General features: G+C 62.0%; 9 protein-coding genes. 3 read left to right on the forward strand and 6 right to left on the reverse strand.

Annotated elements, in window-relative coordinates; translation table 11 throughout:
• Positions 1-99 precede the first annotated feature (99 nt).
• Together pepN and B7H23_RS14840 are read left to right on the forward strand one after the other, a co-directional pair.
• Positions 100-2733 carry an aminopeptidase N gene (gene pepN / locus B7H23_RS14835; RefSeq protein WP_094078204.1) on the forward strand — a complete coding sequence of 878 codons (2634 nt, stop codon included), beginning with the start codon at positions 100-102 and terminating at the stop codon, positions 2731-2733.
• Positions 2734-2904: 171 nt separating this feature from the next.
• The gene (locus B7H23_RS14840; protein WP_240535132.1) at positions 2905-5235 is read left to right on the forward strand and encodes a PAS domain-containing sensor histidine kinase; all 2331 of its coding nucleotides are present in this window, start codon (positions 2905-2907) and stop codon (positions 5233-5235) included.
• An 8-nt stretch (positions 5236-5243) separates the two neighbouring features.
• Here the strand turns inward: B7H23_RS14840 and B7H23_RS14845 are convergent, their stop codons facing one another.
• Complete coding sequence (locus tag B7H23_RS14845) at positions 5244-6314, reverse strand: alpha/beta hydrolase (protein ID WP_206608912.1); 1071 nt, start codon at positions 6312-6314, stop codon at positions 5244-5246.
• A gap of 49 nt (positions 6315-6363) precedes the next feature.
• Between B7H23_RS14845 and B7H23_RS14850 the strand changes: the two genes are divergently transcribed.
• Entirely contained in the window at positions 6364-6978 is a 615-nt protein-coding gene (locus B7H23_RS14850; RefSeq protein ID WP_094078206.1) for a GNAT family N-acetyltransferase, read from the forward strand.
• A gap of 74 nt (positions 6979-7052) precedes the next feature.
• Here B7H23_RS14850 and B7H23_RS14855 read toward each other — a convergent pair whose 3' ends face one another.
• The 5 genes from B7H23_RS14855 to B7H23_RS14875 form a co-directional block, all read right to left on the reverse strand.
• Positions 7053-7622, reverse strand: coding sequence for an EF-hand domain-containing protein (locus B7H23_RS14855; protein ID WP_094078207.1), 570 nt, complete (start codon positions 7620-7622; stop codon positions 7053-7055).
• Between the two features lie 34 nt (positions 7623-7656).
• The gene (locus B7H23_RS14860) at positions 7657-10671 is read right to left on the reverse strand and encodes a bifunctional [glutamine synthetase] adenylyltransferase/[glutamine synthetase]-adenylyl-L-tyrosine phosphorylase (protein ID WP_094078433.1); all 3015 of its coding nucleotides are present in this window, start codon (positions 10669-10671) and stop codon (positions 7657-7659) included.
• Between the two features lie 66 nt (positions 10672-10737).
• Positions 10738-12207 (reverse strand): sensor histidine kinase, encoded by a 1470-nt coding sequence (locus tag B7H23_RS14865; RefSeq protein WP_094078208.1) that lies wholly within the window; start codon positions 12205-12207, stop codon positions 10738-10740.
• Between the two features lie 9 nt (positions 12208-12216).
• A complete protein-coding gene (locus tag B7H23_RS14870) occupies positions 12217-12888 on the reverse strand; it encodes a response regulator transcription factor (protein ID WP_094078209.1) in 672 nt (223 codons plus the stop codon).
• Positions 12889-13081: 193 nt separating this feature from the next.
• Positions 13082-14656, reverse strand: a complete 1575-nt coding sequence (locus B7H23_RS14875; protein WP_094078210.1) for a Do family serine endopeptidase — start codon at positions 14654-14656, stop codon at positions 13082-13084.
• Positions 14657-14669 lie beyond the last annotated feature (13 nt).

The raw sequence follows: 14669 nt of genomic DNA on the forward strand, positions 1-14669 counted from the left end.
GGCCTATTGCGCTAGACGATGCGGTCGGCAATCTGCAACACATCCCACGCATTATCGATAGACGAAAACCGCCACCGGCATGACAGATAGGGGACGAAAATGAGAAGCGAAGTCGGCACAACGATCAACCTATCGGACTATGCGCCGCCATCCTATCTTGTCCCCAGTGTTGCACTGACATTCCGGCTTCACCCCAACCGTACGATCGTGAAGGCGGTTCTGGACGTCCGCCGCCATCCCGATACTGCACCTGGCGACGAACTCGTCTTCGATGGCGATGGAATCGAACTCGTCTCGTTGAGGCTCAACGGCGCGCCGGTGGATGATGTCGAAATCACGCCGGATCAGTTGCGGATTGCCGGTGTCCCGCATGAACCGTTCACGCTCGAGATCGAAACCGCCATCGATCCGGAGGCCAATCTGGCGCTGTCCGGCCTCTACCGATCCAATGGCGTATACTGCACCCAATGCGAGGCCGAAGGTTTTCGCCGGATCACGTACTTCCCCGACCGGCCCGATGTGCTGAGCGTCTATACCGTGCGGATCGAAGCGCCGAAGGCCGACGCGCCCGTGCTGCTGTCGAACGGCAATCCCGGCGCTGCGGGCGACCTTCCCGATGGCTGGCACTTCGCCGAGTGGCACGATCCCTGGCCGAAGCCGTCCTATCTGTTCGCACTGGTCGGCGGCGATATTGTCGGCGCATTCGACCGCTTCACCACCATGGGCGGCCGGGACGTCAAACTCGGTGTCTATGTCGAGCGCGGAAAGGAGAGCCGAACCGGTTGGGCCATCGACAGTCTCAAACGTTCGATGAAGTGGGACGAAGACGTATTCGGACGGGAATATGATCTCGACGTCTTCAACATCGTCGCCGTGTCCGATTTCAATATGGGCGCGATGGAGAACAAGGGCCTCAACGTCTTCAACGACAAGTACGTCCTGGCCGATCCGACAACCGCGACCGACACGGATTACGCCAATATCGAGACGATCATCGCCCATGAATATTTCCACAACTGGACCGGCAACAGGATCACCTGCCGCGACTGGTTTCAGCTTTGTCTGAAGGAAGGGCTGACGGTTTATCGCGACCACGAATTTTCCGCCGATATGCGCAGCCGGCCCGTCCGCCGGATCGCTGAAGTCCGCCTGCTGAAATCCGCCCAGTTTCCGGAGGATGGCGGACCGCTGGCCCATCCGGTCCGCCCGACGGCCTACCGCGAGATCAACAATTTCTACACGGCGACGGTTTACGAAAAAGGCTCCGAGGTGGTCCGCATGTTGCGGATCGTAGTCGGCGACGATGCGTTTCGTGCCGGCATGGACCTCTATTTCGACCGGCACGATGGCGATGCTGCGACCATCGAGGATTTTCTCGCCTGCTTCGAAGAGGCATCGAACCGCCCACTCACGCAGTTTGCGCTCTGGTATCATCAGGCCGGCACGCCCCAAGTCACCGTCGAGACGGATTACGACACGGCGAAAGGCCGGCTTACCCTGACGATGCACCAGTCCGTGCCGGCCACGCCCGACCAGACCGACAAAGAGCCGATGCATATTCCGATCGCGTTCGCACTGTTTCGGCCGGACGGATCGCATTTTCCCATCGCCGATCAATCCGACCTTGTGAAGAACGGTGTCATTCACCTGACAAAACGGCGCGATACGATCATTTTCGATGGCATTGAAGAACAGCCGGTCGTCTCGCTACTGCGCGGCTTCTCCGCGCCTGTGACCCTCGATATCGACCAACCGGAAACCGATCGCATTTTTCTGGCGCGCCATGAGGATGACCTCTACACACGCTGGCAAGCGCTGGACCGGCTGGCGACCGACACCATTCTGGCCTCCTACCGCCAGTCGAACGGCGAAACGCTTCCGGCCTCCGCCACCTCCCTAATTGGCCTCTACGGTGAAATCGCAGGCGATGAGACGCTTGATGCGGCATGGCGCGCGCTGGCCTTGACCTTGCCCGGCGAAACGACGCTCGGTCGAGAGGCGGGTCTGAACGTCGACCCCGACGCCATTCATGTCGCACGCGAAACGTTCCTGGCGGCCATTGCCGAGCGCCATGCGACGGCATTCGCCGATCTCTACGATTCGCTCCTGTCCGACGAGTCGTATCGTCCCGACGCCCCATCGGCGGGCCGGCGCGCTCTCGAACTGGTTCTGCTGGACTATCTGACCGTCTCCGAAGCGGATGGCGGGCGCGCCCGAGCGCTCTTCGACCGGGCCGATAATATGACCGAAGAGGCCGGCGCGCTCGAAGTGCTCATGCTGCGTCAGCCGGAGAGCGGCGAGACCGCCACGGCGCGGGCTGCATTCGAAAACCGGCATGGCGACAACCCGCTTGTCATGGACAAGTTACTTGGCATGATCGCTCGCATTCCCGGCCCGGATGCACCTGGCCGGGTGCTTCAGGCGATGACACATCCGAACTATATCGAAACGAACCCCAACCGTGTTCGCGCGCTGGTCGCCAGCTTTGCCGGCGCCAATCCGTCCGGTTTTCATCGGCCCGACGGTTCGGGCTATCGGCTCCTCGCAGATGTCATCGGCCGAGTTGCATCGCAAAACCCGCAACTGGGCGCTCGCCTGGCCACGCATTTTCGTTCATGGAAAGGTTTGGACGCTGCACGACGTGATGCAGCGCACAAAACTCTTTCGGACTTACGCAATATGCGCGATCTTCCTCTTGACGTTCGAGACATTATTGATCGAACACTTTCCTGAAGTCTGCATTCATCTCTCACACTCCTTGCCAGACGTTGCGAGAACATCAACAGAACAAGCGAATCCGAAATTTTACACTGGACAGACCGAGTCTCCAATGATTCTAATGGGGTGATTCGGCACTGGGGCAGAGCCGGGTCGACGAGGGACTGAACGGCAAGGCGGAGCCGTATGATGGCGATGGCGGACGCGCTGCGCGCGACTGGCTTGTGGGGACTCGCGCCCCGAAGCACCAGGAAGACGAATGAACCGCGGAGCGCGAGCGATACGCGGCTCTTCGCAACCCCACCCGATTACGATCGGCTGCTGAGGCTGGAAACATTTTTCCGCCGCGTCATTCCGATCCTATGCATAGTCTTTCTGGGCATCGTTGCCAGCATTCGCGGCTACAATCTCTACGATCAATACCAGAATCTGGAGGATAGCGCCGGCACCACGTTACGGCTCTCGGCCGACCTCACGGCACTGGATCTGCGCCGCGATCCAAAGCCGGCCGATTCAGGTCTCAGGCGCGACGCCGACGCGGTCTCCGCTATTGACAGCATCCTATCGACCCGTGGCGGTCGTCTCATTCATCTCGATGGCGACGCAAGGATCATTGCCGGTCAGCCCGCCGTGGCGGCATCGTTCCATGGCCGTCCGCTCGAGGATCTGGTCAGGGGCGCTCAGCCGCTTCGCCTGTTCGGCCAGAGCGCCGGGGTCCAGCCAGTGGTCTATCGTGGCAAGGAGGCGCTTGCCGCCCTCAGCTTCATTAGCGACACGGCATCTGACGGCTCGGTTCTGGCGCTTATCGAGCGCGACGTTCTTATGGCCAATTTCAAGAGGACGGTGTCGACGAATGCGACATTGTTCGTCTGCACCGCCGGGCTTCTGCTGTTCATTCTCTATGCCTATTTCGGCCAGGCGACTCGCGCCAAAGAGGCCGATCGCCTCTATGTCGAAACGCACCAGCGCGTCGATCTGGCCCTGAAACGTGGGCGTTGCGGCCTTTGGGACTGGGACGTGGCGCGCGGCCTGATGTACTGGTCACGCTCCATGTTCGAACTGCTCGGCTATGAAAGCGCCGACCGGATGCTCTCCTTCGGAGACGTGCAGTCGATCATTCATCCGGCCGATATCGACCTGTTTGCCCTCGCCCAGCGCATTGTCTCCGGCGAAACCCGCCAGATCGATGAAATCTTCCGCATGCGTCATGCCAAGGGCTACTGGATCCGCATGCGTGCCCGCGCCCAGGCGCTGCCAGGCTGCGATGATGGGGGCGTCCATCTGATCGGCATTGCCGTCGATAGCACCGAGCAGCACGAGCTGGAGGAGTTACACGCGGAAACCGACCGTTACCTGCGTACCGCCATCGAAACCATCACCGAGAGCTTCGTGCTCTGGGACGGCTCCGACCGTCTGGTCCTGAACAATACCCGCTATCGCGACCATACCGGCCTGCCGTCGGACCTTCTGAAAGAAGGCACGCCACGCGCGGAGATCGAAGCCGCCATGACGTCGGTCACCTCGCAGACCCGGAAGGCCGGCACCGGCGGCGCCATCAATTATGAGCGGGAACTTGCCGATGGGCGCTGGGTGCAGGTCAACGAAATGCGCACCGCCGACGGCGGAACGGTCTCGGTCGGCACGGACATCACCCAGCTCAAGACGCAGCAGGAGCGGCTAGTGCGGTCCGAGCACCGGCTGATGGCGACGATTGCCGAACTGTCGCAGGCGCGCCGGGCCGAAGAAGAACGCTCTCGCGAACTGACGGAACTGAACAAGCGGTATGGCGCGGAAAAGGAGCGCGCCGAACAGGCCAACCAGGCGAAAAGCGAATTTCTTGCCAATATGAGCCACGAACTGCGAACGCCCCTCAATGCCATTATCGGTTTCTCGGAAATCATGACAACGCGCATGTTCGGCCCGCTCGGTTCCGACCGCTATGTCGAATATGCGGACGATATTCACCGCTCCGGTACGCATCTGCTCAACGTGATCAACGACATTCTGGATATGAGCAAGATCGAGGCCGGCCGCTTCGAACTGGAGAAGGAGTGCGTCGATCTTAGCCCCGTGATCGACGAGACGTTCCAGATGATCGCCGTCCAGGCGGAAGGCAAGTCCATCAATATCGACCTGCGCATCACCGAGGGCATCACGGTCGAAGTCGACCGCCGGGCGGTCAAGCAGATCGTTCTCAACCTGCTCAGCAATGCCGTCAAATTCACCGATGAAGGCGGACGCATCGTTCTGAACGCCAGGCAGGTCGGCGACGAGGTGCTGCTGACGATCATCGACAATGGCTGCGGGATCGAGCGCGAGGCAATGCGCCGGCTGGGCCGGCCCTTCGAGCAGGTGCAGAACCAGTTCAGCAAGAGCCATATCGGCTCCGGCCTCGGCCTGGCCATTTCACGCTCGCTTGCCGAGATGCATGGCGGTTCGCTGCGGATGCTGTCGCGTCCCGGCGTTGGCACCGCCGTCAGCGTGCGGCTGCCGGGACAGGCGAAAACGGTTCACTAGGCGCTTTGTTATTCGGCCTCGATGGAACGGCCCGGCAAGGCCGAATCGTTCGGTGAAACAGGTTCGTCCGACCCCTGTTTCAATATCCACTCGCCGATCCGGTCGAGCGCACCGGATGCGAAGGCATATCGTCCTTCCACGAGAAACCGTAGCTTTGCATGCCATGGCCACTGTTCGACCAATTGCCAGTTGTAAGGCTCCGCCTTCAACAAACCGTGCGTGGCGTTTGCAACAAGAACAATCCGGGTTCCCGGAGGTCCGCTTCCAACAACTTCCCGGTAGATAGCGGCGTCACCGCTTGCATCGACATTCAAATCTTCCGCACCCCAGATTGCCAGCAACGGCATGTCCAGACGACCGAGATCCTCGCGAGCATCCTGGTCGCGGTTGCGGCGGATAAAGGACCATCGGTCCTCTCCAAGACCTGTGACGTCCTTGTTCGGTTCGAACCGAGACTTCGAACCGAAAAACCGTTCATTCGCGATAGCCTCTCGCGCAAGCGCCTGCTCGATCTCCGCATTGTCGGCCCCCTGCCGTAACAGCCGCATGCGGTTATAATAGCGGCCCTGCATCCGCCACGAAACGGCAGGGCCGACCAGAACGAGAAAATCCACATCGCTGCGGTTCAGCTTCGGCAGAACCCACCCAGCCTGCGAGAAGCCCAGCGCCCCGATGGAAATACCGTCGAGCTTTCGATCGAGCAAAGCGAGCGCCGCACGAGCCTCTGCGGCGCGATCAGCCATGGACTGATCCAGCCAATGCCCGGTCGATCCGCCGATGCCCGGCTTGTCCCAGGAGGCCACTGCGATACCCGCATCGAGAAGGTTGTTGACCAGCGGCGCGTACCCGCCCGCCGAACTTCGGTCCTGAGGGCCATCTCCATGAACCAGTACAACTCCGGCCTGCACCGTACCGTCGGGCAACCATAGCGTTCCGGTCAGTTCCACGCGCCCGACGCTGAAGCCGAACGGCTCGCTCGCCCTTCGATCCAGATCATGGTCCAGCACCCGCCAGAAGGCGAGCGAAGCAACGGCGACGAGGCAGATACCGACCAACACCGCCCATCTCGTCCGGCTCAATTGCTTCTCCTCATACGAGCGCCTATCTCCGGAACATAGGAGACAGCCTGTGCAGGTTTCAAAGGCTTCGCAGCCGGATTTTCATATCGAAGACGGGATCCGTCCCGAACATCTGGAACTAGCCGTCGAAGGGTACTGGCAAGCGTTCTCATCGAAGCTTCGGTTCCCGCTCGGTCCCGAGCGAAGAGCGCTGGCCTTCCTTCGCGAAGTTGTGGACCCGAACCATGCCATATGCGCCGTTTCATCCCATGGTCGATTTCTCGGCGTCGCCGGTTATAAGACACAAGATGGCGCCTTCATCGGCGGCACGTTTAGCGATATGGCGGCCATATACGGTATCGTCGGCGCCACCTTCCGCGGATTGCTGATCGGTGCGCTGGAACGCCCAATTGAGGATGGAACCCTTCTCATGGACGGCATATTCGTATCGCACGAAGCACGCGGGCTCGGTGTCGGGTCCGCCTTGCTTGACGCCGTCGAACGCAAGGCCGTCTCTTGTGGCCTGACGCAGGTTCGCCTTGACGTGATCGACACGAACCTGCGGGCTCAGCACCTGTACCAGCGGCGCGGTTTTCAGGAGATATCGGTGCAATCGACAGGCATGCTGCGGCATCTGTTCGGCTTTCGCAGCGCCACCACAATGATCAAGGCCGTGGGCGACTGATCCGCCATTGGAAAGAAGGCCCGCGCTCATGCGCAGGCCCCTTGCGGTTATTGCAGATCGAGGCGATCCCGATTTCACTCGGCAGAATCGTTCGATGGGCCGTTATCGTCCATCATCGGCATCCGCTTCATGTGCTCGCCGCCGCGCTTGCCGTGCTCGCCGCGCGGTTCGCTGCGCTCATGACCCCGTCGCGGCATCTCCTTCATTTCGAGCCTGCCGTCATTGTCGCGGTCGAGACGGGCAAAGAGCCGCTCGCGGCTGGCTTCCCACTCCTCAACGGTCAGCTTGCCATCATTATCGGTGTCGAAACGGTTGATGATGCGCTCGGCGCGACGCGTCATCCGCTCTTCCTGCCGCTGCTGGATCGCAGCGACCGCTTCTTCGACAGTGATCGTGCCATTCCCATCGCCATCTGCATTGGCAAGCGGGCCTTCCATGGCCGCGGAAAATTCCGCGAACGTCACGCCGCCGTCATCATCGGTGTCCGCGGCCTTGAACCGCTCCTCGACCTTGGCGCGGGGACCGCCCTCGCCCATGCCGTGGCGTTTTCCCTGATAGCCGGATTCGGCCAGAGCGGGGGTCAGAGTGGATGCAATCGTTGCGAGGCCGATAAAACCGGCGGCAAGTTTCAGTTTCTTGGACATATCGTTTCTCCAGTCATTTCGTCCCCTTTTCTCGTTACGGGGGCGATGCGGAGCTTTCCGTTTCGTCCTCGCGGTGAATGCCAGTCAGGCGATCGAAAATCGTTCGCACCGCCGTCCGGGCGTCCTGCAATTGCGAACCGAGGACCCCAAGGTCCGGAGCATTCGTCCGCTTGCAGAGCAGTTCGACGAAGCCCTGCGGCGCCGTCTGCGGATCGAAGTCCCGATCGAGACAAATCCGTAGGATCTGAAGGAGCATTGTCATCAGATCATAGGCACCTAGAAGCGCTTCGCGTTCTGCATGGGACACATAAGCAGAGGAAAGGGAGGTAAGAATAGGGCGCGTGCCCACTATGGAGAAACTATAAGAATCCAACGATTTAGTAAGTTTGGCAATCTGCGCGATAAACTCCAGATCGATCAGGCCGCCGGACGCCAGCTTCACATCGAACGACCCTTCGGGCGGTTTGGCGTCAGCGATGCGAAGGCGCATCTTTCCAGCCTCATCGCGGACGCTTGACGGTTCGCCGACCTTGTCGAGGCTGCTTTCGATGATCGCCTCGATTTCCTCGGCGATCCCCTCATCGCCGCAGACGACACGACCGCGCGACAGGGCCATCTTCTCCCAGATCGCAGCGCCATTCTGCTGATAGGACTGGAACGCCCTCAGCGATGTCGCCAGCGGTCCCTGATTGCCCGAGGGTCGCAAACGCAGATCCATCTCATAGAGCACACCTTCCGCCGTCGGTGCGGAGACCGCCGCGACCAGACGCTGCGATAGCCGCGTAAACCACGTCGGTGCATCGAGAGGCCGCGGACCGTCGGACTGCGAAGCGCCTTCGGCATGGTCGTAGAGAAAGATGATGTCGAGATCGGAGCCGGCGGTCATCTCGCGGCTGCCGAGCCGGCCCATGCCGAGAATCGCCACACGCCCGCCAGGCACCTCGCCATGCTTCTCGGCAAAGAGCGCCCGAACAGGTTCGAGGGTGCGAATAAGAAGCAGGTCGGCAAGGGTGGTGAAGCACTCGCCCGCTTCAGCCGCGTCGATCGCTCCGGTCAGAAGGCGCGCGGACACCATGAAACGCTGCTCGACGGCGAAGATCCGAAGCCGGTCGAGGCGGTCTTCATGATCGCGCGACTGTGCCAGGAACGGATCGAGGCGAGCCGCCAGGCTTTCGCGGTCCGGCACCAGCGACAGGCGGTCGCGGTCGACGAGTGCATCGAAGACATGAGGCCGTTTCGAAATCGTCATCGCCATGCGCGGTGCGGTGGCCAGAATAGTCGTCAGCAGCGACAGGATCTGCGGATTGCCCGACAAAACGGAGAAGAGCGGCAAGCCTGCCGGCAAACCCGCCAGCATCTCGTCAAGATACATCAGGGTCTCATCAGGACGCCCGGTCGCCGCAAGCGCCCGGAACAGGTTTGGCTGCATCGTCGTCAGCATCTGGCGGGCGGACGTCGCTCTGAGAGCCCGGTAGCGGCCGGTGTGCCAGGCACGGACGATGCGTGAAATATCGGTCGGTCGGGTAAAGCCAAGCTGCATCAGGCGGTCCAGCGTATCGGGGTCGTCCTGATCGCCGGTGAAGACCAGATGGTCGGCCAGATCGCCCTGGCCATCGTCATCCTCGGCAAAGAGCGCGGCAAAATGCGTGTCGACGCGCTCCAGGGTTCTCAGAAATCGCTCCGAGAAATCTTCCAGCGTCCGGAAGCCCATAAGGTGAAGAACGCGCGCCAGGCCTTCCTCCTCGCGCGGCAGGCTATGGGTCTGCTCGTCCGCGACCATCTGGATGGCGTGTTCGACGTCGCGCAGGAACCAGTAGTCGGCGATCAGCTCATCGCGGGTCTGCTCGGCGATCCACTGGTGGCCGGCAAGTTCGGCCAGCATCCTGGTCGTGGAACGGCCGCGCAGATCGTCCACCCGCCCCCCGGCGATCAGTTGCTGGGTCTGGACGAAGAACTCGATCTCGCGAATGCCGCCGCGCCCGAGCTTTACATTATGGCCGGCGACGACGATCGCCGTGCCGCCCTTGTGCGAAGCGATCTGCCGCTTGATGGCCCGAATGTCGGCAATGGCCGCGAAATCCAGATAGCGCCGCCAGACGAAGGGGCGCAGTTCGGCGAGGAAGGCCTCTCCCGCCTCGATATCGCCGGCCACGGCCCGCGCCTTGATCATGGCGGCGCGCTCCCAGTTCTGGCCGCGCGATTCGTAATATTGCAGCCCCGCCCCCACAGCGATTGCCAGCGGCGTGGCGCCCGGATCGGGCCGCAGCCGCAAATCGGTACGAAAGACGTAACCCTCGGCCGTCCGGTCGGAAAGAAGGCGCACCAGGCGCCGAACCTGCTTGACCACTGCTTCGGCGAGGCCCTCGCGGCGCGCCACGCCTGCCGCATCCGGATCGTAGAAGACGATCAGATCGATGTCGGACGAGAAGTTCAGCTCCCGCCCGCCGAGCTTGCCCATGCCAAGAATGATGAGCCCGCTATCGGCTTCCGGCCTCTCAGCGTCGCCCGGAGCCAGAAAGCCCTGCCGGTGCAGATCGCGGCAGAGGTAGCGCGCCGTCGTCTGCAACACGCTCTCGGCAAGGCGTGTCAGATGTTCGACCGAGACCGCAGCTGCGCCACCGGCGGCTATATCGGCGATCGCAATCGCGACATGGGCGTTCAGCTTGTGGCGGCGAAGCGCGGCGCCCAAATCTTTTTCGGACAGATCGTCGCTGCCACCGAGCGCTTCGATCGCCGCGATTTCCTTGTCGACCAGTGCGTCCAGACCGTCGTCGAAAAGGCGCGCCGCGATGTTCGGTCGACGCAAAAGGGCAGAGCGCAGGAACGGCGACAGATCCAGTACCCCGCCGATGAACGCGCGAGCCATATCGTCTTCGTCCAGCCGGGTGAAAAGGGCTTGGGTGTCTTCCCCATTGGCGGCCTTCGACAAATCCTTCAGCCATTCCGCCGCGCGCATATCGTCGAGCGCTGGCGGAATGGAGGAAACCGGCAGCGATCCTATCGCTCGGGCGGCTGTTCCCTCCGGCCGATCCTTGCTCCCGTCGATCATGCTGTCCTCCCGCGAATGGCGTATCATTCGGCGATAGAGACCTTCAGCGGTTCGGTCCAGAGCGCTCTAGGCGGATTTGCCGGCCGACTTCTTTCCCTCCGGCTGGAGCGGCAGACAAAGGCGAGCGGCAAGGCCCGGCGCGTTGTCGTCCAGAACCAGTCGTCCCTGGTGAAACTGTGCAACGGCTTTAACCAGCGACAGACCCAGTCCCGAACCCGGGCGGCTGCGGCTTTCTTCCAGCCGCACGAAGCGTTCGGTGACACGGCCTCGCTCGGCGGGAGGAATACCGGGACCGTTGTCGGCGACGGTCAGAACGGCCTGGCCATCGTTCTTGCGCAGGGTGATCCCTATGGCAATCGGCTCTCTTTCCGGCGTACCATGGCGCAGGGCATTTTCTACCAGATTGGCGAGGGCCTGACCGACCAGTTCGCGATTGGCGCACACCATGACCGGCTCGGCCCCGACCTCGCAGGTGAGCGTTCCGCCGGCTTCTTCCGCCGCTGGCTCGTAAAGTTCGCATACATCGGCCGCGATCTCCGTCAGATTGACGGTGGTACGATCATCGATCGCATTGCCCGCCTCCAAGCGGCTGATCCGCAGGATGGCCGCAAAGGTCCGGATCAGTTGGTCCGACTCCGCGATGGTCTGCTCCAATGCGATGCGCGTCGCCTCCGGGTCGTCATGGTTGGCGAGCGCCGCTTCGGCGCGGTTGCGAATGCGGGTCAGCGGCGTCTTCAGATCGTGCGCGATATTGTCGGCAACGTTCTTCAAACCCTCGTTCAGCTCGCCGATCCTGCCCAGCATGATATTGATGCCGTTGGAAAGCTGATCGAATTCGTCACCGGCGGAGGTTACCGGCAGGCGCTGGGACAAATCGCCCGCCATGATCCTGTCGGTCGCCACGGAGACCTTTTCGACGCGCATGAGGCCCCGACGACCAACCAGATACCAGATCAGCAAGGAACCCAGGCCCATAATGCCGAGCGCCATGACGATCGCCTGGCGGGTGATATCGCGCAGCCGCTCAGGTTCGCCGAGATCGCGGCCGACCAGCATGGCCATGCCGTTCGGCAGCATAAAGACCTGTGCCATTGCGTGGTGGGCATCGTCGCCTTCCAGAAGCGCGCGAAGATTGAGTTCGCCCGAACGGATGGCCTGGCTATCACCGTGGCGCAGATAGGCGAATGGCTTTTCCGTCCAGCCCTCCCGGTCCAGAAGGTCGGGATCGAGCGCTTCCACATTGCCGGTCAGGATGCGGCCATCCCGGGCCGCCACGAGATAGAGATATGCGCCCGGCTGACGCGAGCGGCGATCGAGCGTTCGAATGAGCCGGGGCAGACCGCCGTGCCGATAGACCGCGGCCAGTTCGGCCACCTCCTCATCGATAGTCGCGCGGGTCTGGCTGGCCATCATCCGTGCCGACAACGCCGTCATGTAGAACACGAGCACCAGGGCGCAGGCCATGAAAAGCAGGACGAACAGGGCCGAAAGCCGGGTTGCCGTCGATCGCATCATGGCCGGTAGCTGGACCGCCATAACTGGTTCCTAGCCTTTCAGCATGTAGCCAACGCCCCGCACGGTATGCAGGATGGGTGTGTCGAAATCGCGCTCGATCTTGCTGCGCAGGCGGGAGATATGCACATCGATCACATTGGTCTGGGGATCGAAATGATACTCCCAGACATTTTCCAGCAGCATGGTTCGTGTGACCACCTGGCCCGCATGGCGGACGAGATAATCCAGCAACTTGTACTCGCGTGGCTGCAACAGAATGGTCTGGCCAGCGCGTTTGACCGTGTGTGACAGCCGGTCCAGCTCCAGATCGCCGACGCGCAGCATGGTCTCGACCTCCGGACCGCCCTTGCGGCGCGAGAGGACCTCGACGCGGGCAAGGAGTTCCGAGAACGCGTAGGGCTTGGTGAGATAATCGTCACCGCCGGCGCGCAGGCCCGTTACCCGGTCATCGACCTCGCCCAGCGCCGAGAGGATCAGAACCGGCGTGTGTATTCCCTTGGCCCGCAAGCCGGATACCACCGACAACCCATCGCGGCGCGGCAACATCCGGTCAACGACCAACACGTCGTAATCGCCGGTCTCGGCCAGGGCGAATCCGCTCTCGCCGTCGCGGGCGACATGAGCGGTGTGGCCGGCCTCGGAGAACGCCTTTTCCAGATAGTCGGCCGATTCGCGATCGTCTTCAATGATCAGCAGCTTCATTCGCTTCACCCATCGATTCGCAGGTCTGAAGATAGGACAGATGACGCAACGGCGGCAGGTCTTTCAACCCACCGCCGCCGGAAGTGCGCTCTTCCGCAAGAGGAAAACTGGAAAGCGCCTTCGGCCCTTTCGCACGCCCGATCCCGCTCAGGGGACTGGAAACGGTTTGGACGGCGATCGGGAGAGGTCTGAGTCAGCCTTGCGACACCGGCAGCGCGACGAAGCGTTGGGCGTCATTCGTTCTGACCTGCATCAGCACAGCCTTACGGCCATCCTTGGTGGCCTTGTCGGTCGCCGCGACCACATCCTTCGCGGTGCTGACAGTCTGGCCATTGACCTTCAGAATGATGTCGCCAGCCGACAAGCCCTTTTCCTCAGCATCCGATCCCGGTTCGACATCGGTAATCACGACGCCCTTACCGTCCTCGACCGGCGTGACGGTCAGCCCGAGGTCATCGAGAAAGGACGATTCCAGCACAGGCTCGTCGCCGCCATCGCGGTCATCTCCGAGCCCCATGGCCATGCGATCGGGCTTTGGCATGAGGCCGAGCTTGACCTTCACATCCTTGGTGTCGCCATTGCGGAAGACCGACACGTTGATTTCGCTGTCCGGATCGAATCCGGCGATAGTGCGCGACAATTCGCGTGGGCCTTCGACCTTCTCACCATTGATCGCGACGATAATGTCGCCCGCTTCAATGCCGGCCTTCGCCCCGGGACTGTCATCCGTCGGCTGCTGCACGAGCGCGCCTTCGGCAACATCGAGACCGACCGCCTCGGCAATGTCATCGGAGACCGGAGCGATCTGCACTCCCAGCCAACCGCGTTCGATGGAACCGTCATCGATCAGATCGCTGATGATCCGCTCGGCAGCCGTGGCAGGAATCGCGAAGGCGATGCCGACATTGCCGCCGGACGGCGAGAAGATGGCGGTGTTGATGCCAATCACCTGACCGGCCGTATTGAAGGCCGGACCGCCTGAATTGCCCCGATTGACCGGCGCATCGATCTGGATGAAATCGTCATAGGGTCCAGCGCCGATGTCGCGCCCGCGCGCCGAAACGATACCGGCCGTGACCGAACCGCCGAGACCGAAGGGGTTGCCGATCGCCAGCACCCAGTCGCCGACACGCACCGCCGAATCGTCGGCGAAGGTCGCGTAGGCCACTTTCCGGCCCTCGGTATCGACCTTCAGAACCGCCAGGTCGGTGCGTGGGTCCGTGCCAACCAGCGTGCCGTCCATTTCGGTGCCGTCATTCAGCACCACCGTATAGGACGAGCCGTTTTCGACGACGTGGTTGTTCGTCACAACATAGCCGTCCTCGGAGATGAAGAAGCCCGATCCCTGACCGCTCGGCCGTTCGCGGCGCGGCCGGTCACGCTCAGCGCGACGGTTGCGGTTCGGACGTGCATCATCGCCCTCGCCTCCGAACTCGCGGAAGAAACGGCGGAAGGGGTGATCTTCGGGCAATTGCTCGAAACCGGGCATGCCGCGGAACTGGAAGTTGAAGCCGTTGCGGCTGTCGGAGGTCAACTGGCGGTTGGATTTCACCCGCACGGAGACAACGGCGGGCGATACACGCTCGACCACATCGGCGAACCCGTTGATCGCCGTGGACTGCTCCGTTCTTGGAACGGTGACCTGTTCGGCGAGGGCAGGCGCGGTTTGGTAGGCTGACAGGCCGGCGGCGCCGCCGCCGAGAATAGCGACCGCACCGGCGGCAGCCAGAAGCCGGCGGCGGATGGAATTGGAAGGCTGATGCGCCATGAATCGTTTCCTC

Origin of the sequence: Notoacmeibacter marinus (genome assembly GCF_002238045.1) — a bacterium.
GTDB classification, from domain to species: domain Bacteria; phylum Pseudomonadota; class Alphaproteobacteria; order Rhizobiales; family Rhizobiaceae; genus Notoacmeibacter; species Notoacmeibacter marinus.